Consider the following 23771-nt stretch of genomic DNA (forward strand, 5'->3'; position numbering starts at 1 on the left):
ATCATCTAATCGAAAATGCGCCGGAAGCCCCGGCGCACTGTATGGAATGTTATTGCTTATCTTTTGGGATCACCTGGCAGACAGTAAACCGGTCTTCTGCAATCAAGCTGTTTGCAGCTCCTTTAATGTCCTCAAGTTTCAGGCTTTCCAGTACTGGAACTACTTCAAAAAGATCCATATCGTTAAAGGCATAGCGTGTGAACTGGTTGGCGATGTATTCCGGAGAATTCACGGCCCGAAGGAAGGTACCGATTTTTTTCTTTTTCGTCCGCTCAAGGCTTTCCTCCGTCAAGCCATTGCCGGATTTAGCATCCAACAGCATGGCTTCAAGTTCACCAGCAAGAACATCAGGCTCATTAGTATCCCCACCTACCATTGCAAAGCCAAATCCCTGTTCCTGAGTATAATCATAGGAGAACGTATCATCGATTAAACCTTCGCCATATAGCTTAGTGTAGTTCTCAGAGCTTTTGCCAAAGACGAGATCAAGCATCACATTGATTGAAAGTTCGTTTTTAAGCATCTCTTTCCCCGACTGTGTCGGATTGGCTGCCTTGATTCCCACAAGGCATTTTGATGTCTGGACATTCATTTTCAGAACCTGTTTTTTCTCGGCGACTCCTGCAGGTTCGTCTTCGAATTCGCGCTTGATCTCAGGCTTATTCTTGTATTCTTTCTTGCTCTGGTTTTCTTTGATCTGCACCATGATTTCATCTGGATTTATCGGCCCTACCACGAATAGAAGCATGTTGCTCGGGTGGTAAAAAGTTTCGTAGCACTCGTACAGCATATCCTTCGTTATATGGGAAATTGACTCGATCGTTCCTGCAATATCGATTTTAACGGGATGATTCTTATACATATTCTGAATTAGGCCAAAATACAATCTCCAGTCAGGATTATCATCGTACATCGTGATTTCCTGTCCGATAATGCCCTTTTCCTTTTCGACCGTCTTTTCTGTAAAATATGGTTCCTGAACGAAGTCGATCAATGTTTCCAAGTTCTTCTCTACATTGGAAGTACTGGAAAACAAATAAGCTGTACGGGTAAAAGAGGTAAAAGCATTTGCTGATGCGCCCTGCTTGCTGAATTGCTGGAATACATCGCCGTCCTCTTTTTCGAATAATTTATGCTCAAGAAAATGGGCAATCCCATCTGGCACTTTTACAAAATCATCTTTTTCAGGCGGAAGGAAATGATTATCGATTGAACCATATTTGGTTGTGAATGTTGCGTACGTTTTGTTAAAGCCTTTTTTCGGAAGGATATATACATCCAGGCCGTTATCCAGCTTTTCATAGAACATCTCTTCCTGCAGCTGATCAAAAATAATCTTCTCCATTATTTGTCCGCCTCCAATCCAGTTAAGAAGTAAATCGTATCCAATTGGACTTTCTTGGCTACTTCGACGATCTCCTCTTTCGTCGTTCTGCTCATGCCCTGTAGCCAGTCATCCAGAGTGACCTTCTGATCTGATACCACATTATGGTATAAAACCTCTACCATCCCTCTGGCTGTGTCCATCGTTTCCAGCATCTGGTTTTCAATGACGGCCTTCGTTTGTTCAATTTCCTGATCGGTGAAATCCCCCGCTTGCATTGCCTGCATTTGCTCACGGATAATTTTTACGGCCAGTTCAAAATTATTGAACTCAATCCCTGACATCACCATCATCAAACCCTTATGGCTTTCAAGCCTGCTGGCGACGTAATAAGCCAGGCTGTTCTTCTCCCTGACGTTCAAAAACAGCTTTGAATGTGAAAAGCCTCCGAAAATACCATTGAATACCTGAAGTGCGTAGTAGTCCTTGTCACCGTAAAGCACATTCGTCCTGTAGCCAATGTTCAATTTCCCTTGTTTTACATCCTCTTGATCCTTCACTGTCTTTTCTTCTACGCTTCCAGGTCCCTTATTTCCAACCAGTTTAGGCGTACGCTGCTCAAATTGGAGAAGGGTTTCTGCAATGGATTGAACATCATTTTCATTCACATCGCCGATAATGAATAAATCCAACTCATCTTCGGCAAATGCTTGTTTATAATACTCAAAAAGATTTTGCTCGTTAATTTGAGGGATGTCATCAATCTCACCATTCACATGGAGTGCATATGGTTCATCCTTGCACATTTCCTGGACAAGCCTGAAATTTGAATACCTCATTTTATCATCATAAACAGCCTGAATACGCTGCTTTAAAGTACGCTTTTCCTTTTCTACCGTGTCCTTATCAAAGGCACCTTTTTCCGCTAGCGGATTCACAAGTATTTCTGCAATTAACTCCATGCCTTTTTTTAATAATGGTTCTGGATCGCTTAAAAACTTCTCATTGGCGATCTCAAGGGAAAAGCTGAGAACCTGATATTCACCTTTTTTTGAAACATCAACATATAAATTGGCACCATATAGCTCGTCAAGATAGGAACGCAGCTTTGAAGTGGATGGGAAAGCCTTGGAACTGCTTTGCAGCACATATGGAAGCAAGGCCCGTTTGGTCACATCTTCCCTGGTCAGGGGTGCTTTCATCTTCCATACAATTGTGTTCGTCTTGAACTTTTCCGTTTTTACAATATGGAGCTTGTAGCCTTTCATATCCTTGATTGTTTCTGAAATGACAGCCATTGAAATCCTCCTTTGTTTATGACAACTACACTAGCCTTACATCGTTCTTCTTCACATGTTTCATACAAACAAAACATTTCTCATTCTTATGTATACGTGTTATGCCTACATTTAATATTCCTATAAATATACTCTAACTATACCTATCCCGTTCTGGCTAATTCAAGCAACGCCCGGCAAACAAGAATAAATACAGCAAAAGCTCCGCCGATAGGGGAGCCTTTATTGCCTTGAGGCTGCAATTTCTTTATTTGCAGCTGAGTAATGGTATGTATAACCGGTCGCGAATTTAGCCTGATTTTTACCGGATCCTTTCGCGATGTATAATAGCTGGTCAGTATATCCCAGAAGCTTATCAGGGAAAGCCTCTCCATTTGAAGGAGCAATACCAAAACTCATGGTCACACTTGCACATTGTTCACTGAATGTTTCTGAAGACAGCCTGCCGTATAGTTCATCAAAAAAGCTGATTTGCCTGGTTTCATCAGTGGCGGGTAAAAGGAAGGCGAATTCTTCTCCACCATAACGGAAGGCCTGCCCATCAAAATGTTCTGCTACATCTTGAAAAATCACCCCTAATTTCTTTAAAATTTCATCACCAGTCAAATGGCCATAGTGATCATTAATTTGTTTAAAATGGTCGATATCACCCATGACAAGCAGGAAACTTTGGCGGGATGCTGTTAGCAGCCTTAATTGTTCCTGGAAATGACGGTGGTTATATAATCCTGTTAAATAATCCGTGAACATCAGCTCATGAAAGATTTCTTTTTGCTTCAAATGCTTTCTTTCCCTAATAACGATCAGCGATCCAAAAACGCCGACAACCCAAATGAAGATAAGGTTAAGAATATAGATGAATGTTGTGTGAAAATCAAATTGTGCCTGAAAAAGGTAGATGGCTGAATACCCAAGAGTCAGGGCTGCAGAAGAGAAAATCGCACCTTTTGTGCGCCAATAAATCGTCGCATGCATCACCAGCAAATAGGAAATTGGAAAAAGTGGTGACATAACTCCATTTGTCAAGACGATAAGCCAGATTAATGCGACATAATCGAAAATGATTCCGGCCTTGGCAAGAAGATTGAAATATTCGTTTCCCGGTGACATTTTTATTAGTGCAACCTGCGCTGCCGCCATATAGGTAAAACCAACCGACAATAATAATGGAAATGACTCTTCTGTATAATTAAGCCTGTCTGAAAGCGGAGGATAATAGAAAATCAGTATCCCTACAACCAGGAAAATCCAGCGCAAATAAGAAAAAATCTTTTCCGTCTCACGGTCATCCAAGTATAATGATAGCTTCATATGCCTGCCCTCTTGCCACTGTAAATTTTAGCAAAGTTTTCCTTAATTTTATCACAAATTTAAGTGCGATTCTAAAAATAATATGCATTCTCCTAAAATTTCTTCTCCCATAAAAATAAAAAAGAGGCACCTATATCAGGTACCTCTTTTGCAGTTCGTTTATGAAATCTTAACGTTTTCCACTATCAAAAGTTTCCCCAACAGCCTTTGGCGCCTGTGATGACTTGGAGAAGATCACAAGTGCGATTAGCGTTACTACATAAGGGAAGATTTTCAACAGGATTGGCGGAATAACAGCCAACTCAGGAATTACTTGAGACACGTTTGCAATCGTGCTCGCAAATCCAAAGAAGAATGTTGCAGCCAGCACACCAAGCGGTTTCCACTGACCAAAGATCAATGAAGCGAGTGCAAGGAAACCTAGACCTGAAACCGTTCCTGTAAATTCACCTGCGTATGTTACGATGATCAACGCACCGCCCAATCCAGCAAATGCACCTGAAATCAGGACGCCGCTGTAACGGACTCTTCTGACATTGATTCCTGCTGCTTCGGCAGCCTGTGGGAATTCACCACATGATCTCAGTCGAAGCCCAAATCTTGTTTTATACAAAATGAATGAACTTACGAAAAGAATCGCCAATACGAACCATGTTGTCGGATACGTTTTAGTGAAAAACAGAGCGCCGATTACTGGAATATCAGAAAGGAAAGGAACATTTGACGGTGAAAAACCGCTTGTGATCCGGATGTTTCCGCTTCCAGTCATATTTCTTGCAAGGAAAACTGTCAGTGCAGTGGCAATCAAGTTGATTGCTGTACCACTGATGATCTGGTTGGCATTCAGATTGATGCTCGCAAACGCATGCAAGACCGAGAACAGAACACCAGCCAGAACAGCAGTCAGCAATCCGAGCCATAGTACTAATGTGTTGTTGTCCAATACGCCGCTCAGGTAGTGGATGGATAGAGCGCCAGAGAACGCACCAATTACCATTAACCCCTCAAGGGCGATATTAACAATACCACTTCTTTCACTAAAGAGTCCGCCCAGGGCTGTAATAAGAAGAGGAATTGTAAAGATAATCGCGTAAGGAAAAATTTGTTCTATTATTGACCACATCTTATGAATCTCCCTTCTCGACTACAGGACCACTTTTATCTTCTTTATTGGATCTTCTCTTCATGAATTTGTTCAGCAAACGCTCAATCATGACACTTGTTGCTGCAAAATAGATGATGATCGCAATAATGGTATTCGCCAATTCAGGTGGAATGTCCGTCATTGCGTTCATGAATCCTGTTCCAGAGTATAAAATACCGAACAGAACTGCCGCGAAGAATACTCCAACAGGATGATTTGCACCAAGAAGCGCAACCGCGATGCCATCATATCCCTGAGCAGGAAGGATACCGATTTGAATGCTTGAAGCATTTCCTGTGTATAATGCTACTCCACCAACACCAGCAAGAGCACCGGAAATCAACATGGATAAGATGATGTTGCGGTTAACTTTCATCCCTGCATATTCTGCTGCAAATCTGTTGAATCCAACAGCCTTCAATTCAAATCCAAGAGTCGTCTTATCAATGATGAACGCGATAATGATTACAGCAATGACAGCAAAGAACAGGCCTAAGTTTATATATGATCCATCAAACATTTCAGTTAAAAATGGTGTTCTTAAAGTATCTGTTTCTGCCAGTTTCTTGGATTCCGTCTCAAGGAATTCTCCCTTGAAGTAACCAGGAACAATATAGTAGATCGTCCAGTAGGCGATCCAGTTCATCATGATTGTCGAAACAACCTCGTGAACATTGAACTTGGCTTTAAGCAAGCCAGGAATGAATGCCCATAACGCACCTGCGAGCAGACCAACAAGAACCATGACCAAAAGCAGTACAGGTCTTGAAAAATCAAATGTCAAGGCTACAGCTGATGCAGCAAGGCCTCCTACAAGCATCTGGCCTGATGCCCCGATGTTGAAAAGGCCGGTACGAAATGCAAAAGCGACAGACAAACCTGTGAATACAAGCGGAGTTGCTGTTGCCAGAGTATTACCGATACGCTCTAGATTCTTCAGTGCCCCTTGAAGCAGATAGGCATAACCCTCAATTGGGTTGCTGCCGATGAAAAGCATCAAGATTCCGCCGGCCACCAGTCCTAGAATAATGGATATTAAAGATACGATGGTATTTCTCATTTGCCTCTCTCCTTAGCCACGCCCGCCATCATTAGACCAACTTCATTCTCATCCGTTTCCGCTGCGTTCACGACCCCTACCAGCTCACCATTATTTACAATCGCGATACGGTCTGAAAGCTGTAAAACCTCATCAAGTTCCAATGAAACAAGCAAAACTGCATTGCCTTTGTCACGGTGCTCAATAATTCTTTTATGGATGTATTCAATTGAACCAACATCCAGTCCGCGAGTCGGCTGAACTGCAATCAAAAGCTTTGGATCCAGTTCCAGCTCTCTGCCGATGATCGCTTTTTGCTGGTTCCCCCCAGACAGAGTTCTGGCAATCGAAGCAGCTCCCTCTCCTGAACGGACATCGAAGTTCGTCAGAATGTTTTGTGCATACGATTTCATTGCTGAAACGTTCAAAAGTCCATAATTTGAGAATGGCTTTTTGTTATAAATTTGCAAAACCATGTTTGATTCGAGTGTATAATCCAGGACAAGACCGCGTTTATGTCTGTCTTCAGGAATATGGCTGATCCCTTTTTCATTTCTCTGGCGGATCGGAAGGTTAATGATGTCATCGCCGCTAATGAGGACCGAACCGGATTCCGCCTTCCTTAAACCAGTGATCGCTTCTACAAGCTCAGTCTGGCCGTTCCCTTCAACTCCAGCAATCCCGACAATTTCCCCTGCTCGGACTTCCAATGAAAAATCCTTCAACCCTAATACTTTTCGATTATTTTTAACTGACAAAGAATCTATTTTAAGTACTACCTCACCAGGAGTACCTTCTTTCTTATCCACTTTAAAAGAGACATGACGTCCGACCATCATTTCAGCAAGGCTTGCCTCACTGGCTTCAGCCACATTAACCGTGCCGATTCCTTTACCACGGCGGATTACCGTACAACGGTCAGCAACTGCCTTAATTTCTTTTAATTTATGAGTGATAATAATAATAGACTTACCTTCTTTAATAAGATTGCGCATGATTTTCATCAATTCATCAATTTCCGCTGGTGTAAGAACAGCAGTTGGCTCATCCAAAATCAATACATCTGCTTCACGGTAAAGCATCTTCAAAATTTCTACCCTTTGCTGCATACCTACTGAAATATCTTCAATTTTTGCATGAGGATCCACATTCAATCCATAATGCTTTGATAATTCTTCAATTCTCTTTGCGGCTTTATCAATATCAAGGACCATGCCCTTCAGTGGCTCACTGCCCAGGATGATATTTTCTGTCACTGTAAAATTTTCAACCAGCTTAAAGTGCTGATGCACCATCCCGATCCCCATGCGGTTGGCGACGTTAGGATTTGCGATCTTCACTTCTTTGCCATTTACTTTAATTACGCCTCTTTCCGGCTGGTACATGCCGAACAGCACACCCATCAAGGTGGACTTCCCTGCGCCATTTTCACCTAATAGTGCGTGTATTTCACCTTTTTTCAGTGTAAGGGTAATATTATCGTTGGCTACGATACCCGGGAACTCTTTCCGGATATTCAACATCTCAACTACATAACTCATAGTAGCACTCACCTTTGTAATAGACTCGATTACTTTATAAAATAGGGAGTCCCCTATACATACTGGACCAGTACTTCAGGTAAAAAAAACTTATAAAGTCTTGAAATATTTAAAATATTCAAGGCCCTAATTTCAAATATTTACCGTTCAGACTTTGATAGACAAAAGAGACGGAATGTACCGTCTCTTTTGCTCTCTTTTACTTAAACAAATCTCCTTGTTCAGCAGAGACTTTGATTTCTTCAGATTTGATCTTTTCGTATACTTCTTTTACTTTGCCTGTAGTTTCATCGCTTAAGTTAGGGTTTTTCTCTGGAAGGCCGATACCGTCATTCTTAGCATCGAAAGTTAATGTTTGTCCGCCAGGGAATTTACCATCTAACTCAGCCTGAACCATATCGTAAGAAACCTGGTCAAGTTTCTTCATTGCAGAAGTAAGGATTACTGACTTGTCGCCATCGTATTTACCATCTTCGAACTGGTCTACGTCAACACCAACGATCCAGACTTTTTCTCCAGCCTTAGCACGGTTCTTAGCTTCGTTGATCGCACCAACACCTACACCGCCAGCAGCAGTGAAGATTACATCTACGCCACGGTCATAGAATTGAGCAGCGATTTGTCCACCAGCAGCAGCGTTATCAAATGAACCCTGGTAAACTACGTTTTCTGCTTTGATTGTTACGTTTGTTCCAAGGTTTTCATTTGCATATTTAAGACCTTGCTGGAAGCCCCAGTTGAACTTTTGTACAGCAGGGATTTCCATACCGCCGATGAAACCAGCTTCGCCTTCTTTTAACTCAGCAGCTGCAGCTACACCTGCAAGGAATCCTGATTCGTGCTCAGCAAAGAATACAGCAACAGTGTTATCTTTAACAACTGGTTTGTAGTCACCTTTGTGCGGATTTCCATCAAGGATTACGAATTTTGCATCTTCATATTTATCCTGGGCTTGGAATACAGCCGTTTCGAACTTAAAGCCTGGAGTAATGATGAACTTATATTCTGCATCATATAAGTTACCGATTTCTTTTAAGTATTCTGCTTCAGTAGTACCTGCTGGCTTAAGGTACTTTGTCTTAACGCCGAACTTATCTTCAGCTTTAAGGATACCTTCCCATGTACCTTGGTTGAATGACTTGTCATCAATCGTACCAGCGTCAGTAACCATACCTACTCTTAAGTCTGACTTACCTTTATCTCCACCGCCTTCATCACTTCCGCAACCAGCAAGCATTGTGCCTGCAGCTAAAAGCAATGACATTACCAAACCAAATTTACGCTTTTTCAAGGTTTGTACCCCCCAGAGAATGTTTGTGGATTTCGCAGGAATGTTCTGAAAAGCCTATCAGTTAGCGTTTTCATTTCATTAAAAAAATTAAACTCTTCTTCTAAGGACATGAAAACTGAACTTGTCGGCTTTAAAGTAGTTTACCGAATAAAGGATTGGCACATCGTTCTCATCGAAATGCATCTGCTTCAATACGAGCAGGGCAGTTTCGGGTTCACATTCCAGGATGGGAGAAATCTTCTCATGATAGCCGATTGGCTCAATCTGAGCTACTGCATAGGTCACTTTCCGATTCGACTTCACTTCGAGCATATGTAGCAATGATTCATCTTCGTGAGAAAAGTCGTTAGGCAAGATTTTCGCCGGGATCTTGTCCAAACAATAGACAACCGGTTCACCATTTGCAGTCCTTACCCTTTCAACAAGGGTGATTTCATCATCAATAGAGCATGAAAAACGGCGGATATCCTCTTCGGTAGGCCCTGTGGTCATTGAGTTTAAAAAGATTGTTCCAGGCTTCATCCCTGCCTGCTCAATCATGGCCGTCACACTGTTAAGCTGTTCAACCCCAGATTCAAACAACGGTTTGGCATTCACAAAGGTTCCTACTCCATGTCTGCGAATGATGACGTTTTCTTCTTCAAGAATGCGCAATGCTTCGCGGAGTGTAGCTCTGCTTACTCCAAGCTGTTTGGAAAGATCGAATTCAGAAGGCAGTTTTTCTCTTTCTTTATAGACTCCCTTTTGAATATCTTTCTTCAGATGGTCAATTACTTGTAAATACAGGTGCCGGTTATCTGACTTGATCGACATGAGGCGTTCCTCCAACCTTTTTGCTCAAGACATCAGACATCTGATGTATAGCATTCCTACTAATCGAAAATACTATAACACTTTTTTTAAGATAAATAAATAGCGTTTCAACATTTTGTCGAAAAAAGCTAGATTGACCAAAAATGTTCAGATTTACGGGACAAAAATCCTATATTTTTGGTATAATAGTATTTTGAAAGCGTTTTTAATAGTATGACATTATTAGTACTCGCTAAGAGAATTCACCTATAAACAATAACAAAAGCCGGATTCGATGATCCGGCTTTTGTCTCTTTATTCAGGTTCCGCACTATGCTTCTTCTGACTTTGCAACCAGGACATTTCTTGGCTTGCTTCCTTCATATGGCCCTACGACTCCCCGCAGCTCCATTTCATCGATCAGTCTGGCTGCTCTTGAATAGCCGATCCTGAACCTTCTCTGCAGCATCGATACTGATGCCGTCTGCATCTCAACTATCAGATCAACTGCTTCATTATATAACTCATCCTCGACCTCAGAAGTATTCTCTGGAATATCCTCCGGTATCATTTCTTCCTGGTACTGGGCTTTTTGCTGGCCGATAACATAGTTGACAACCTCTTCAACTTCTTCATCCGACAAGAATGCGCCCTGCACCCTTACAGGCTTCGAAGCACCGACTGGCAGGAAGAGCATATCGCCTCTTCCGAGCAGCTTCTCGGCTCCGCCCATATCAAGGATAGTCCTTGAGTCTGTCATGGATGATACTGCAAAAGCAATCCTGGATGGAATATTTGCTTTGATGACCCCGGTGATGACATCTACTGATGGCCTTTGGGTAGCGATGATCAAATGAATTCCAGCTGCACGCGCCATTTGGGCAAGGCGGGTGATGGAATCTTCAACATCTGATGACGCCACCATCATAAGGTCTGCCAGCTCATCCACAATGACAACAATAAATGGGAGGAGCGGCTGTTTAGTTTCTTCCTCACTGTTGTACCTTTTAATATATTCATTATAGCCTTCTATATTTCTTGTACCAGTATGAGAGAACAGCTCATAGCGCCTTTCCATCTCGCTGACTACTTTTTTGAGAGCCTGGGAAGCTTTCTTCGCATCCGTCACAACAGGTGCAAGCAAATGAGGTACTCCATTGTAAACATTCAATTCAACCATTTTCGGGTCAATCATCATCAGCTTGACTTCATGCGGCTTGGCCCTCATCAGGATGCTCGTGATGATTCCGTTAATACAAACACTCTTACCGCTTCCGGTTGCGCCGGCAACGAGAAGATGGGGCATTTTATTTAATTCAGCCAGAACTGCCTCACCTGTGATATCACGCCCGAGGCCAATCTGCAGCTTTGCCTCCGGTTTGTTATGCTGCCTTGATTCAATAACTTCCCTCAATGAAACCATTGCCACCTCGGAATTCGGCACCTCAATCCCGATTGCCGATTTTCCTGGGATCGGTGCTTCAATCCGGATGTCCTTGGCAGCAAGTGCAAGTGCCAGGTCATCATTCAGGCTGACAATCCTGCTGACCTTCACTCCTACATCGGGATGGACTTCATATTTTGTTACAGCGGGTCCAAGATGAACCTGGGTAACTCTTGCTTTTACGCCAAAACTCTGGAAGGTTCTCTCCAGTTTTGCTGCATTGGCGTGGATGAGTTCGTATTCGCCGCTTTGGTCGGTTTTGCTCGGAAGTTTCAATAAGCTGATTGGCGGCAATTCATATGCGGTATTTTCCACTTCAGTAAATGTGATTGGCTGCTGAAGCTCTTCGCTTTCTTCTTCTTTACCCTTTTTAGGTTTATCTTTTTTCTCAGTTTGCTGTGACTGTGACTCTGTCGTATTCCCATATGCCCGTTCAGCAAAGCTTGATATGATGGGTTCAGGAGAAGGCTCCTCAGCAATTTCTATTTCGCTTCCTGCAGGTTGTCCATTTGCAAGAGCCTGACTGCTTTGGTTGCCTTGATTGCTTTGACTGCTTTGACTATTCTGTTTTTCTGCCAGCCGAGCTTCACGCTGAGCTGTTCTTTTCTGCTGCTGGGTTTCTTTCCACTGCTTCAAATCCTCAATAAAGGAACTCCACTGGTCCTTAATAAATCTGCCGATTGGCACGAGAAGTCTCCCAGTCGTTTCACTAAAGGTTTTTCCTGTTACAAGGATTCCGCCAACGATGATTAAAACAAAGGCAACCAACTGCGACCCGGCAGCATCAAATAAATAATAAAATAATGCAAACATCACCGCACCGATCATCCCGCCTCCAAGGTCCGTCGTGCTGGTTTCCCCTTTGGCTTCCATGACGTATAAGTCGAAAGTATTTTTTATCACACTTGGATTTTCGAACTTTCCGCCATTGGACAAAAGCTCAAATAAGGTGACGTGGCTTAATAATAAGATTGCACTTATTATCAAATATGTACCGATTAACTTTGTATGGAAAATAAACGGCAGACTCCGTTTCCACATAATATAGATACTGAATATGACAAGCCCGACAAGGCTGAGCATATACCATTCCCCGAAGAAAAACCGGAAGAACATCACGACCGCTTTTCCGACCGCCCCCAGGTCTGCCATTGCTATGATAGCCAGTGCCAGCAAGGCTAACCCGGCAAGTTCGTATTGAACTGTTGTTTTTAATGTACTCTTTTTTCTGGATTGCCGTCTTTTCTTTTTGGCCATGTTATCACCTGATATTTATAGCTTCACTTACAGCATGAACAACCATTCCGTTTCTCAAACTTCAGTAAGTAGAAAAGCAGCCTGATTCGGCTGCCAATGCTGAGTGTATCCATATTATATCATATTTGCCAGTTTAGCTGGGACAATCCTTTTATTAAGAGAACGAAATTTTCGAACCCGGCATACAGGTTGGGTTCATGTAGTCATTTGGATCGGTGCTCATGACACGGACAACCCTATACTCATGATTTTCTGTCCATTCAGCCATGATTGGAATTCCATTGTATGAAATCATGACCTGATTAACTGCCTCCATGTCACCTGGCGGGAAAACCTGCTCCTGGGGCATCATTGTATACAGGATCATTGCACTATCACTTCATTCTTTTGTTTATTCAAATCAATCAATTCATTTAATTTCTTCATTGCCTGGCCGATCCCGCCAACTTCATGGATGAGGCCTGTTTCTACAGCATCATGGCCAACAACATTTGTCCCAATGTCCCTTGTCAGATTGCCCTTAGCGAACATTAACTCTTTGAATGTATCTTCAGCGATGTTAGAATGCTTTGTTACAAAGTTTACTACACGTTCCTGCATCTTATCCAAGTATTCAAAGGTTTGCGGAACACCGATGACAAGGCCTGTCAATCGAATCGGATGTATCGTCATTGTGGCTGTTTCAGCAATGAACGAGTAATTACACGAAACTGCAATTGGTACACCGATTGAATGTCCGCCCCCAAGGACGAGAGACACAGTCGGTTTCGAAAGGGATGCAAGCATCTCAGAAATTGCAAGTCCAGCTTCTACATCTCCGCCGACCGTATTTAAAATGACAAGCAAGCCTTCAATGTTTGGGTTTTGCTCGATTGCAACAATCTGGGGTATCAAATGCTCATATTTTGTTGTTTTATTGTGAGGAGGAAGCTGCATATGCCCCTCTATTTGGCCGACAATAGTCAGACAATGAATTTTCGAATCCCCGGAAAGCTGAGGGACATTCGTCTGGCCCAGCTGCTGGATTTTTTCCAGAAGGCCCGATGACTTATTTTCTTTTTCACCTTCCTGGCCACCCTGATTTTCTGAACTGACATGATTCATTTCATTATCCATCCATTACTGCTCCCTTCAGACATGATATTGTTAGTATGAACATCGTCCTTAATTTCATTCGGCAGTCAGAAGAGAGTGGTTGGTTCTGCACTTCTAAATTCTGAGGAACAGTTAAAATCCTTAACATCCATTACATAAAAAAGCACCTGCGTTTTTAAGGCAAGTGCGTTTGCGTTATTTTTTCACTTCCATAATGATCGGCATGATCATAGGGCGACGTTTTGTTTTATCATACAAATAATGATTCAAGGAGTCACGGATGTCCTGCTTCATGCTAGTCCAGTCAAACGTTTCCTTCGTAATATTTTTTTCAACGATTTCTTTGACCAGATCCGAAGAATCGGACATTAGTTTTTCAGATTCCCGGACATAAACAAATCCACGTGAGATTATTTCCGGGCCGGCGGCAATTTTCCTTTCAGCTTTGTTAAGGGTGACGACAACTATTAATACTCCATCCTGTGATAGAAGTCTTCGGTCACGGAGAACAATATTGCCAACATCTCCGACTCCAATTCCGTCAATCAAAATATTGCCAGCAGGTACCTTTTCAGTGGAGATCATTTTCCCGCCTGAGATTTCAAGCACATTCCCTCGATCCGGGATATAGATGTTTTCGTCCGGGATACCGCATGCCAGCGCTATTTTTTTATGCGCTTTCAGCATTTTGTATTCACCATGGACAGGAATGAAGAATTTAGGTTTCATTAGGTTAATCATGAACTTTAATTCTTCCTGGCTGCCATGGCTGGAAACATGGATACTTTTTTTGCTTGATTCTACGGTTGCTCCGGCACGGTACAGCAAGTCTATTGTTTTATATAAATACACTTCACTGCCCTTCAGAGGAGAAGCAGCAATCAAAACAGTATCTCCTTTAAGGATATTAGCCTGTGGATGAATTTGTTTTGCCATTTTTTGCAGAGACTCGATTGGTTCGCCCTGACTGCCTGTAGTCAGAATGACGATTTCATCATCAGGATGTCCGTTAATTTCGGTAATTGGAATAATTAATTCGTCCTCTACTTGTAAGTATCCAAGTTCTAAAGCGATATCATATATTCTCTTAAGGCTTTTTCCTGCCACAGCTACTTTACGGCCATTTGCAGAAGCGCTGTCAAATAGGTGCTGGATTCTGTTGATGTCAGATGCAAAGCATGCAGCAATAATTCTGCCACTAGCATTATAAAATACATTCGAGAGTTCTTCGATGACTGTGGATTCAGAAGGAGTGTAGCCTGGCTTTTCAGCGTCCGTACTGTCTGAAAGAAGACATAGGACACCCTTATCGCCAATGGCTGCCATTTTACCAATTTCAGGCTTGTAAAGCGCAGTAGCAGCCTGATCGAATTTGAAATCTCCAGTATGGACAATTGCTCCCTCAGATGTATGGATGCTTACCCCAACTGAATCTGGGATACTGTGATTAGTTCTAAAAAACGAAACTGTGGCCGAGCCAAAATCCAATACTGAATCCGAAGTGATTTCATGAAAATCTGCCGAACCGGAATATTCCTGCTCCTTCATTTTCTCCCTTGCCAGTGCAAGAGTAAGCTTCGTGCCATACACCGGAACATTGATCTTCCGTAAAACATATGAGAGTGATCCGATATGATCTTCATGGCCATGAGTAAGGAAAATCGCCTTTACCTTCTCACTGTTTGAAGTTAAATAAGAAATATCAGGTATGACAATGTCGATGCCGAGCATTTCATCCTCGGGGAACATCAGACCTGCGTCCACTACAAAAATATCGCCGTCGACATCGGTGACGTACATGTTCTTGCCGATTTCCCCTACGCCACCAAGTGCGATGATCTTAATATTCTCATTCTTCTTATTCAATTTTCCGCTCCTCCTAAGTTGATATGGGCCGACCGTGACCAGTTAAAATCATTATACTTGATGGCAGAAAATTTTTACAACTTAATCCGATAGCATTTTAGCCATGCATCACCCCCTTTTTTTTCTTCCCGGTATGAGGTAAGGAATTTACAAGATCCACTTAACTTTAATCCAACAAAAAAATAAGGCCAACCTAATACGGCTGGCCTCGTGATTCTATTCAAATAATTTTGCAACTGCTGTTCTTTCCTGCTCGGTTAATGGAACCATTGGCAGACGGACGGATCCGACGTCAAGACCTTTTAGCTGCAATGCTGTTTTTACGGGCCCTGGACTAGGGGCTGCGAATAACCCCTGCATAATTGGAAGCAGGCGCTGGTGCAATTTTGCTGCGTCGGCATTTCTCCCACTGAAGAATGCTTCTACCATTGCCTGCATTTCATTCCCGATGACATGGGATGCAACCGATACAATTCCTGTACCGCCGATTGCAAGGACCGGCAAAGTCAGTCCGTCATCCCCGCTGTAGAGAAGGAAATCTTCCGGTGTTTCTGCAATGATTTTTGTCATTGCATTAAGGTCGCCGCTCGCTTCCTTTACTGCTACAATATTTGGAATCTCAGCAAGTTTGATGATGGTATCTGCGTGAATATTGACAACTGACCTGCCCGGGATATTGTACACCATTACTGGAAGTGATGTAGACTCAGCAGCTGCTTTAAAATGCTGATACAAGCCTTCCTGATTTGGCTTATTGTAATATGGCGCAACGATCATAATAGCGTCCACGCCAATCTGCTCTGCCTTCTTTGTCAGTTCGATCGTAGCGTATGTGTTATTGCTGCCTGTTCCGGCAATGACCGGAATTCTTTTGTCAACAACTTTCACTACATGCTGGAATAAAGCGATCTTCTCTTCTTTTGAAAGTGTTGGAGATTCCCCGGTTGTACCAGCGACAACAAGTGAATCGGTGCCATTATCAATCAAATGGTTTACTAACTGTGTCGTTTTAGCAAAATCAATGTGCCCTTTGTGGTCAAAAGGGGTCACCATTGCTGTAGATATTCTTCCGAATTGAACCATTCCTGTTCACTCCTCTTCATAAAAACGCCAAAAGCTTTTCGGGTACTCCCCACTGGCCTCGGCAAGCGTGAAATTATCATTAAATATCCTGGCGCTCGAATTCTGCCATTTCTGCTTCGAGCTGGAATGCATCGTGAAGTGCATTGACAGCTTTGACCAGGTCTTCTTGTTTCACCAGTACCCAAATCGTAGTATGGCTGTCTGCGGATTGCAGAATGCGAATGCCTTTTTCAGATAGCGCCGTTACGATCTTGGAAGTTACCCCTGGCACTCCAGCCATTCCTGCTCCGACTACAGAGACCTTGGCACAACTTCTTTCGATTTGAGGTGTATGCCCCAGACCCTCAAGCACTTTTGCTGCTCGGTCTGTCATTTCATCCGACACGGTATAAACGACACCATTAGGTGAAATGTTGATAAAATCGACACTGATATTTTCGTTAGCCATTGCTTTGAAAACTTCAGATTGCAGATTATATTGATCTTTTTTTGCAAACACTTTGATTTGGCTTACATTTGAAACGTGTGCAATTCCCGTAACTGGGCGTTCCTTTATATCGGTACCTTTACTGCTGTCCCGATTCAATGTAGTGACCAGTGTGCCCAGGCCATCAGAATAAGTGGAACGGATCCGGATTGGCACCTTCGCCTGCATCGCGATTTCTACGGCCCGGGGATGGATGACTTTTGCTCCCTGGTAAGCCATATTGCATACTTCCGTATAAGTTACAACTGATAGAGGCCTGGCATTTTCAGCAATTCTCGGATCAGCAGTCATAATGCCTTCAACATCCGTGAAGATATCAATCCATTCCGCGTTCAAAGCAGCCCCTAGTGCTGCTGCCGAAGTGTCGCTGCCGCCTCGTCCTATGGTTGTAATATCTCCATTTTTTGCTGCTCCCTGGAAACCAGCTACGACAACAACGTCGACCTGCTCTAGTTCCCTCAGTAAACGGTCGCATTTCATATCGAGTATTCTTGCGTTTGTATGTTCGCTGTTTGTCCGGAAGCCTGCTTGAGCTCCAGTAAGTGCTGTCGCATTGATGCCATTTTCAAGGAGCATGTTGGCGAACACTACGCTTGAAATTGTTTCTCCGCAGGATAGCAGCAAATCATGTTCACGCTTGCTGATCATGCTGTTGTTCCCGCCAATCAGGCTCAGGAGAGTATCGGTTGCGTATGGATCTCCCTTTCTTCCCATTGCAGAAACGACAACAACAGCTTTATATCCATCAGAAATCGCCTTTTTAATATGGCTCATGGCGTGGCTTCTGCTTTGCTCGTCACGCACCGATGTGCCGCCAAATTTTTGAACGATTATTTTCATCGTAACACCTCAGAAATTCTGTCATTAATCATTAATGCTGTTATTTTACCAAACCAAGCTTCACAAGACTTTCAGCAATCTGGACTGAGTTCCATGCAGCGCCCTTTAGCAGATTATCTGAAACAACCCACATATGGAACCCTTTATCGTTATCCAGATCTTTTCTGATTCTTCCTACGAATACATCATTCTTGCCAACACAGAATGCAGGCATTGGGTATACCTGCTGTTCAGGATCGTCCTGAAGCACTACTCCTGGTGCATCAGCCAGCAGTTCCTTCACTTCCGCTCCTGTGATACCGCCCTGGCCAATTTCAAAGTACACTGATTCGGAGTGACCGGTAGCAACAGGAAGACGTACACATGTTGCAGCAACCTGAAGTTCAGGCATATTCATGATTTTCTTCGTCTCGTTGATCATTTTCATCTCTTCATAGGTAAAACCGTTATCCACAAACGTATCTATCTGCGGAATGGCGTTAAAGGCAATCTGATAATGCTTCTCTGCAGACTTAACAGGAAGCACCTTTGGCTCGTATTCTCGACCATTCAGGATTGCCTGAGTCTGCTCCTCAAGCTCCTGAACAGCTGCAGCACCAGCTCCAGACACAGCCTGGTATGTTGAAACGATGATTTTTTCCAAGCCGAATTTTTGGCGTAAAGGTTCTAATGCCACAACCATCTGGATTGTAGAACAGTTAGGGTTCGCGATGATTCCATTATGAGAATGCAAATCTTGTTCGTTAACCTCTGGCACGACAAGTGGAGTATTTTCATCCATCCTGAAGGCACTTGTATTATCAACTACAATCGCTCCGCGTTTTACTGCTTCAGGAGCAAGTTCCTTTGAAACACTTCCGCCAGCGCTGAAAAGAGCGATATCCACTCCTTCAAAGCTTTCTGGTTTTGCTTCCTGGACCGTAATTTCTTTCCCTTTATATTGTACCTTTAATCCAGCTGATCTTGATGAAGACAGCAATAATAATTCTGACACAGGAAAATCCCTGCTTTCCAGGGTCTGGATCATCTGCTGTCCTACTGCTCCTGTTGCTCCAACTACTGCTACACGGTAACCTTTTCTCTCTGACATCATTGTTTCCCCTTCCACTGCCATTATTGTTTTATATCCGGCATAGCCGGGCTATTTTAACTATAAGTATAAAACGGCGGTCATAAGAAAAGCGGAAGCGCCTTGGTCAGCCCCGATAAGCGCTGAAAGGCCTGACAGTGAAGTTGTTCTTTGACTTCAGTGGCAGGACCCAAACGACTCAAGGGGCTAGGCGCTGGAGCTGGACAATTCTCGAAGAGAATATCCTTTCTTAATTTAAAAAACCGCCTTGTATATTATCCTATATTTTATCATAATCAATCGTTAAGGAAAGAAACATTTTGCTTCACTGCCGGAGAAAAGCATTTCCAGGCTGAATAATGCTATTTTCCACTTGGAAATAAGTTAACTAAGCAACGAAAATAGCTTTAGTTATCCTTATAACGCTCCACTAGAACTGGCTGTATTTGAGTTCCATTCATTGCTGAAATGACTGTTTCGGAAAGCATTTCCATTCTCGCTACCATTGAATTCGGTTTTTTAACGGGATCATCCTGGCCGAATGGAATGAAGTAAAGATTCTTGGTAGCCATCAGCCTCATCAAGTTGACGCCGTTCAGGCCTAATGCATCGTTTGTCGAGATGCCAAGGACTACGGGCTTAAGGTTTCTTAATGTTGCTTTTGCTGCCATCAAAACTGGTGAATCTGTCATCGCATTGGCGAACTTGCTCATTGAGTTTCCTGTGAGTGGAGCAATGACCATACAATCAAGGGGAATTTTCGGACCAAGGGGTTCGGCTTTTACAATAGAGTCGATTATTTTATTGCCAGTAAGCTCTTCGATTCGCTGTACCCAATCTTCCCCTTTTCCAAAACGTGTTTCTGTATTTTGGACAGTGAAAGTGACAACTGGCAAAACTTCCGCGCCTGCATTCACCAATTTTTCAATTTCAGGAAAAACAGCGTCATAAGTACAATGGGAGCCGGTTAATCCAAAACCAATCTTCTTACCTTTTAAACTCATGCTTCTTTCTCCTTTCGGTTAGTAAAGTCTTCCATTAGCAGTTGAGAAAGAACGTTAGCTAAAATTTGCCCTGCTGTCTTGGGCGCTACGATTCCTGGTAACCCAGGTGCAAGCAAAGCCTTTATTCCGCGTTTTTCCGCATAGCGAAAATCCGTTCCACCTGGTTTGGATGCAAGGTCAATGATTAATGTATGGGCAGGCATCCTTGAAATCACGGAAGCTGTCACGATCAAGTGAGGAATCGTGTTAATGCAAATATCTGAATCTCCCACCGCCTTGCTCACATCCGCTAGATGGAATGGCTCGAGACCCATTTCGGCGATCCTGGCAATATGTTCACTCTTCCGTGCACCGACCTTCACTTTGGCACCAAGAGCATGAAAGGTCCTGGCAACGCTCATACCTACCCGGCCCAGGCCAAGCACTGAGACCTTTGAACCATGGATAGTGAAATCTGTGTGCTGGATGGCCATCATAATCGTACCTTCTACCGTCGGGATCGAATTGTATATTGCAACATCATCCCGCTCAAAAAGCTGAACAAGGCTGCGGTTTGCCTGTTTGGTAATACCTGTTAAATACGAATTGCTGATGCCTGAATACACGGTACAATGTGCAGGAGTCCGCTCAAGCATTTCTTTTATTAGCACTACTTTTTCATTCGAGAAAATGGTTTCGACCTGGCCCTCCAGACTCGTTCCTGGTACCGGCAGGATCAAAGCATCCTGGACTGAAAAATCTACTTCATCTATCTTTTCTTTTGAGGCACCTGTAAAAGCATGATCCAACTGCTCGAAGCCTATTAAAGAAAGCTTTGCATCAAGCTCTGTCAGCTTGCGAATAATCTCCAGCTGTCTCGCATCTCCGCCGATCACCGCGATTTGCATTCCTGTCAGCATGAGAACAATCACCTTCTTTTCCAATAATCCTGGAATGTAAATATCAATCAATCTGAACTACTTCAACATCATATGTATCAAGCCGGGAATAGGTGAGTTTTCCATAAAAAAGAAAAGCGCCGGCTAAAATGTAAATGGTCCAAAAAAAAATAAGCCGGCAATTAAGCCCGCTTTCATTCTTCATCATCTGGAATATCGATTATGATCATGTCTGAACCAATTTTTTTGATATGCTTCCATGGAACTTTTACCTCTCCGCCTTGTTTCCGGAGTCCGAACCATTTTAACGAAGGAATGATCAGTGCTTCAATTTGTCCTGTCCTTTCATTGATCTCTAAATCTGTCTGTCCCAGGATTCCTAATCTTTCTGCCCGTTTTACGTCGACAATTTCTTTTCCGCCAAGTTCACTTAGTTTCATAGTGCCCTCCCTCACTTTGTCCTTAATCTATATTTATCAATCAGCATTCCATTTTAGAATGCAAATCCAATAAAAAACAGCAGCCCCCAATGGAGCTGCTGCAGTGATTACATTTTTGGCAATTCGCCATTAGGACTAATTAGGGACACGGAATAGTTGTCAGTAAAAATACTATTCGCCATGCTGTCGACACTGTCTTTGGTCACCTGATCGATTTGTTCAACGATTTCATCCAGTGACCTGTGCCTTCCGAGGAGAAGTTCATTTTTCCCGTTCCTGCTCATGCGGCTGTTCGTGCTTTCAAGGCTTAGCATCAGACTTCCTTTTAGCTGCTCCTTACTGTTCTTCAATTCTTTTTCAGTGATTCCATCTGCACGAAGCTTTGAGAGGGTTTCCTGAATTGTTTCATATAAGACATTCAGTTGATTTGCACCTGTGCCGCCGTAAATTGTTACAATCCCGCTATCAAGATAAGCGGAATGGTAAGAAAATACGGAATAGGCGAGTCCGCGCTGCTCACGGACGTCCTGGAACAATCGGCTGCTCATGCTTCCTCCGAGCACATTGTTCAAGACAATCAGGCTGTACACATCTTTATGTCCAATCTGCAAGCCTTCAAAACCGAGGCACAAATGAGCTTGTTCCGTTTCTTTTTTGCGGGAAACCTTGTTTGCGTGGAATTCTGGCTTTACGTGCACGATTTTTTCCTTGCTCGCTTCGTAAGATCCAAAGAATTCTTCGGCATTTTTTATAAAGGATTCTGAAACATTTCCTGCGATTGAAATCACGACATTTTCCGGCGTGTAAGTTTCATGCATGTATTGTTCCAGTTTCTCTCCTGTAAAGCTTTGGAGCGTTTCTTCCGTCCCAAGGATCGGGTAGCCCAGCGGATGGTCCCCGTATATTGCCTGGCTTAGCAAGTCATGGACGATATCATCTGGAGTATCTTCGTACATTTTGATTTCTTCGTTCACGACATTTTTCTCTTTATTCAACTCTTCAGATACAAATGTCGAATTGAAGAACATATCTGCTAAAACTTCAAGAGCAAATTGTGCATGATTGTCCAGTACCTTTGCATAATAGCAAGTATATTCTTTTGAAGTGAATGCATTGACCTGCCCGCCAATGCTATCGAATGATTCAGCAATCTCTCTTGCCGATCTGGTCTTCGTACCTTTGAAGAACATATGCTCTAGAAAATGGGAAATCCCATTGTTTTCTGGATTTTCATTCCGCGATCCTGTTCCAATCCAAACACCGATTGCGACAGATCGGACAGTTGGAATTTGTTCAAGTACGATTCTTACTCCATTTTGGCATGTATATTTTTTTATCAATTATATTCCTCCTCTGGAACCTGCTGCTAAAAACATTGCATTATCTAAGTATAGTCCATTTAACTTACTTTTTCCAAATACAATGCTATTCTTTCATTTTTTTTGCCATTACCCTATTTTCACTCAACATATCTGATACTGTCCCTATTTGCAAATCTTTATCCTTAAGTTGGGTGATTAACTGGTCCAATGAAGCAGCAGTCGATTCTGTTGGATGCATCAGAATCAATGCACCGTTATGAACCTTCCCCATTACACGGCTGATTAGTTTGTCAGGAGAAGGCTTTTGCCAATCAATTGTGTCGACACTCCACATCACTGTCCCTAATTTATGTGCCGCAGCAATTTCCACTACTTCATCTTTGTAATATCCGCTTGGCGGCGCAAACCATTTCGTTTGAATTCCAGTCACAGCCTCGATCACTTCATTTGTTCTCTTAATTTCCTCATTGATTTCTGGAGTGGAAAGCTGCTTCATATTGGGATGTGTGAATGAATGATTCCCAATTTCATGTCCAGCTTCTGCAATCATCTTTGCTAAACCGGGATTATTTTTCACCCATCTTCCTTCAAGGAAAAAACTCGCGGAGATATTGTGCTTTTTCAATGTAGCAAGCATCCCCGAAAGGTATTCATTCCCCCAGGCGACATTGATGATAAAGCTTACCATTGGCTTTTCGGGATGACCTTTATAGATGGCCATTGGCGGCAGGTCGCTTAAATGGACCTGAGGCGAAACTTGTTTGAAGACAAGCTTATCTGGATTGAATTTGCCGTCATTTTTCATTTTTTGATAGGATTTTTTAACGTCGACCTCAAGACCGTTATACCCGGGAATTGCTTTCCATACCGGGTCTTTCCTCGCATCGGAAGGCTCAATTTCAAATTCCTTCGCCTTTGTTTCAATTTCCGTCAGGAGGGGATTAACCTGGCCGGTTACTGCAATGCTTTCAGTTTTCAGGCCCGAAACATATGTATTGGAAAATGGGTTATTTACAGTAATCCATGCTCCGATCAGCATGGCTGAAATTAAAATAAGCTTTTTCATATCCTGTGCCTCCTCTTTTGTTCAGGCCATTTTGTTATAGACAAAACCCTGTCTATCATTAGTATTTACCGCATGAACAGGCCTTATTTTAGTTTATGAAATCTGAGGACAAGGTAGAACGGGACTCTTTGGTCTAACTTAGAAAATCGCATGCAAAAAGGCCAGGAGAATCCCCCTGGC

Annotated in this window: 20 protein-coding genes; all 20 read right to left on the reverse strand. The window is 42.9% G+C overall.

Annotation, left to right across the window (positions count from 1 at the left end):
• Nucleotides 1-49 precede the first annotated feature (49 nt).
• The 20 genes from yfmH to ACXAEA_RS15335 all read right to left on the reverse strand — a co-directional run bounded on the left by yfmH (nucleotide 50) and on the right by ACXAEA_RS15335 (nucleotide 23591).
• Nucleotides 50-1345 (reverse strand): EF-P 5-aminopentanol modification-associated protein YfmH, encoded by a 1296-nt coding sequence (gene yfmH / locus ACXAEA_RS15240; protein WP_475096733.1) that lies wholly within the window; start codon nucleotides 1343-1345, stop codon nucleotides 50-52.
• Nucleotides 1345-2622, reverse strand: a complete 1278-nt coding sequence (gene yfmF, locus ACXAEA_RS15245; protein WP_475096734.1) for an EF-P 5-aminopentanol modification-associated protein YfmF — start codon at nucleotides 2620-2622, stop codon at nucleotides 1345-1347. The genes yfmH and yfmF overlap by 1 nt, the downstream gene beginning before the upstream one ends.
• Nucleotides 2623-2844: 222 nt before the next feature.
• The gene (locus tag ACXAEA_RS15250) at nucleotides 2845-3933 is read right to left on the reverse strand and encodes a GGDEF domain-containing protein (RefSeq protein ID WP_475096735.1); all 1089 of its coding nucleotides are present in this window, start codon (nucleotides 3931-3933) and stop codon (nucleotides 2845-2847) included.
• Nucleotides 3934-4102: 169 nt separating this feature from the next.
• The gene (locus tag ACXAEA_RS15255) at nucleotides 4103-5056 is read right to left on the reverse strand and encodes an ABC transporter permease (protein ID WP_475096736.1); all 954 of its coding nucleotides are present in this window, start codon (nucleotides 5054-5056) and stop codon (nucleotides 4103-4105) included.
• A gap of 1 nt (nucleotide 5057) precedes the next feature.
• The gene (locus tag ACXAEA_RS15260) at nucleotides 5058-6137 is read right to left on the reverse strand and encodes an ABC transporter permease (RefSeq protein WP_475096737.1); all 1080 of its coding nucleotides are present in this window, start codon (nucleotides 6135-6137) and stop codon (nucleotides 5058-5060) included.
• Nucleotides 6134-7657 (reverse strand): ABC transporter ATP-binding protein, encoded by a 1524-nt coding sequence (locus ACXAEA_RS15265; protein ID WP_475096738.1) that lies wholly within the window; start codon nucleotides 7655-7657, stop codon nucleotides 6134-6136. Before ACXAEA_RS15265 ends, ACXAEA_RS15260 begins: the two co-directional genes overlap by 4 nt.
• Before the next feature lie 199 nt (nucleotides 7658-7856).
• Nucleotides 7857-8948, reverse strand: a complete 1092-nt coding sequence (locus ACXAEA_RS15270; RefSeq protein ID WP_475096739.1) for a BMP family lipoprotein — start codon at nucleotides 8946-8948, stop codon at nucleotides 7857-7859.
• 87 nt (nucleotides 8949-9035) lie between these two features.
• A complete protein-coding gene (locus ACXAEA_RS15275) occupies nucleotides 9036-9761 on the reverse strand; it encodes a GntR family transcriptional regulator (RefSeq protein ID WP_475096740.1) in 726 nt (241 codons plus the stop codon).
• Nucleotides 9762-10071: 310 nt separating this feature from the next.
• Nucleotides 10072-12441: a DNA translocase FtsK gene (locus tag ACXAEA_RS15280; protein ID WP_475096741.1), complete on the reverse strand. Its 2370-nt coding sequence runs from the start codon at nucleotides 12439-12441 to the stop codon at nucleotides 10072-10074.
• Nucleotides 12442-12595: 154 nt separating this feature from the next.
• Nucleotides 12596-12808 carry a YlzJ-like family protein gene (locus ACXAEA_RS15285; RefSeq protein WP_475096742.1) on the reverse strand — a complete coding sequence of 71 codons (213 nt, stop codon included), beginning with the start codon at nucleotides 12806-12808 and terminating at the stop codon, nucleotides 12596-12598.
• A complete protein-coding gene (locus ACXAEA_RS15290; RefSeq protein ID WP_475096743.1) occupies nucleotides 12805-13557 on the reverse strand; it encodes a ClpP family protease in 753 nt (250 codons plus the stop codon). The genes ACXAEA_RS15285 and ACXAEA_RS15290 overlap by 4 nt, the downstream gene beginning before the upstream one ends.
• A 174-nt stretch (nucleotides 13558-13731) precedes the next feature.
• Nucleotides 13732-15402: a ribonuclease J gene (locus ACXAEA_RS15295; RefSeq protein ID WP_475096744.1), complete on the reverse strand. Its 1671-nt coding sequence runs from the start codon at nucleotides 15400-15402 to the stop codon at nucleotides 13732-13734.
• 216 nt (nucleotides 15403-15618) lie between these two features.
• Complete coding sequence (dapA, locus tag ACXAEA_RS15300) at nucleotides 15619-16485, reverse strand: 4-hydroxy-tetrahydrodipicolinate synthase (protein WP_475096745.1); 867 nt, start codon at nucleotides 16483-16485, stop codon at nucleotides 15619-15621.
• A 79-nt stretch (nucleotides 16486-16564) separates the two neighbouring features.
• A complete protein-coding gene (dapG, locus tag ACXAEA_RS15305) occupies nucleotides 16565-17812 on the reverse strand; it encodes an aspartate kinase (RefSeq protein ID WP_475096746.1) in 1248 nt (415 codons plus the stop codon).
• 40 nt (nucleotides 17813-17852) lie between these two features.
• Complete coding sequence (asd, locus tag ACXAEA_RS15310) at nucleotides 17853-18902, reverse strand: aspartate-semialdehyde dehydrogenase (RefSeq protein ID WP_475096747.1); 1050 nt, start codon at nucleotides 18900-18902, stop codon at nucleotides 17853-17855.
• Nucleotides 18903-19288: 386 nt separating this feature from the next.
• Nucleotides 19289-19885 carry a dipicolinate synthase subunit B gene (gene dpaB, locus ACXAEA_RS15315; RefSeq protein ID WP_475096748.1) on the reverse strand — a complete coding sequence of 199 codons (597 nt, stop codon included), beginning with the start codon at nucleotides 19883-19885 and terminating at the stop codon, nucleotides 19289-19291.
• On the reverse strand, nucleotides 19882-20784 hold the full coding sequence (gene dpaA, locus ACXAEA_RS15320) for a dipicolinic acid synthetase subunit A (protein WP_475098138.1): 903 nt from the start codon (nucleotides 20782-20784) through the stop codon (nucleotides 19882-19884). Before dpaA ends, dpaB begins: the two co-directional genes overlap by 4 nt.
• Nucleotides 20785-20957: 173 nt before the next feature.
• Nucleotides 20958-21203 (reverse strand): YlmC/YmxH family sporulation protein, encoded by a 246-nt coding sequence (locus ACXAEA_RS15325; protein WP_475096749.1) that lies wholly within the window; start codon nucleotides 21201-21203, stop codon nucleotides 20958-20960.
• A gap of 107 nt (nucleotides 21204-21310) precedes the next feature.
• Nucleotides 21311-22543, reverse strand: a complete 1233-nt coding sequence (locus tag ACXAEA_RS15330) for a M16 family metallopeptidase (protein WP_475096750.1) — start codon at nucleotides 22541-22543, stop codon at nucleotides 21311-21313.
• Nucleotides 22544-22628: 85 nt separating this feature from the next.
• Nucleotides 22629-23591 carry a polysaccharide deacetylase family protein gene (locus tag ACXAEA_RS15335; protein ID WP_475096751.1) on the reverse strand — a complete coding sequence of 321 codons (963 nt, stop codon included), beginning with the start codon at nucleotides 23589-23591 and terminating at the stop codon, nucleotides 22629-22631.
• Nucleotides 23592-23771: the final 180 nt, after the last annotated feature.

It is taken from the genome of Mesobacillus sp. ABV4_180 (assembly GCF_056158485.1).

Excerpts from the sequence above, each read along its gene's own strand:
- yfmH (WP_475096733.1), bottom strand. The coding sequence starts at position 1,345 with ATGGAGAAGATTATTTTTGATCAGCTGCAGGAAGAGATGTTCTATGAA.
- yfmF (WP_475096734.1), bottom strand. The coding sequence starts at position 2,622 with ATGGCTGTCATTTCAGAAACAATCAAGGATATGAAAGGCTACAAGCTC.
- ACXAEA_RS15250 (WP_475096735.1), bottom strand. The coding sequence starts at position 3,933 with ATGAAGCTATCATTATACTTGGATGACCGTGAGACGGAAAAGATTTTT.
- ACXAEA_RS15255 (WP_475096736.1), bottom strand. The coding sequence starts at position 5,056 with ATGTGGTCAATAATAGAACAAATTTTTCCTTACGCGATTATCTTTACA.
- ACXAEA_RS15260 (WP_475096737.1), bottom strand. The coding sequence starts at position 6,137 with ATGAGAAATACCATCGTATCTTTAATATCCATTATTCTAGGACTGGTG.
- ACXAEA_RS15265 (WP_475096738.1), bottom strand. The coding sequence starts at position 7,657 with ATGAGTTATGTAGTTGAGATGTTGAATATCCGGAAAGAGTTCCCGGGT.
- ACXAEA_RS15275 (WP_475096740.1), bottom strand. The coding sequence starts at position 9,761 with ATGTCGATCAAGTCAGATAACCGGCACCTGTATTTACAAGTAATTGAC.
- ACXAEA_RS15280 (WP_475096741.1), bottom strand. The coding sequence starts at position 12,441 with ATGGCCAAAAAGAAAAGACGGCAATCCAGAAAAAAGAGTACATTAAAA.
- ACXAEA_RS15285 (WP_475096742.1), bottom strand. The coding sequence starts at position 12,808 with ATGATCCTGTATACAATGATGCCCCAGGAGCAGGTTTTCCCGCCAGGT.
- ACXAEA_RS15290 (WP_475096743.1), bottom strand. The coding sequence starts at position 13,557 with ATGGATAATGAAATGAATCATGTCAGTTCAGAAAATCAGGGTGGCCAG.
- dapA (WP_475096745.1), bottom strand. The coding sequence starts at position 16,485 with ATGGTTCAATTCGGAAGAATATCTACAGCAATGGTGACCCCTTTTGAC.
- dapG (WP_475096746.1), bottom strand. The coding sequence starts at position 17,812 with ATGAAAATAATCGTTCAAAAATTTGGCGGCACATCGGTGCGTGACGAG.
- asd (WP_475096747.1), bottom strand. The coding sequence starts at position 18,902 with ATGTCAGAGAGAAAAGGTTACCGTGTAGCAGTAGTTGGAGCAACAGGA.
- dpaB (WP_475096748.1), bottom strand. The coding sequence starts at position 19,885 with ATGAGTTTAAAAGGTAAGAAGATTGGTTTTGGATTAACCGGCTCCCAT.
- dpaA (WP_475098138.1), bottom strand. The coding sequence starts at position 20,784 with ATGCTGACAGGAATGCAAATCGCGGTGATCGGCGGAGATGCGAGACAG.
- ACXAEA_RS15325 (WP_475096749.1), bottom strand. The coding sequence starts at position 21,203 with ATGAAACTAAGTGAACTTGGCGGAAAAGAAATTGTCGACGTAAAACGG.
- ACXAEA_RS15335 (WP_475096751.1), bottom strand. The coding sequence starts at position 23,591 with ATGAAAAAGCTTATTTTAATTTCAGCCATGCTGATCGGAGCATGGATT.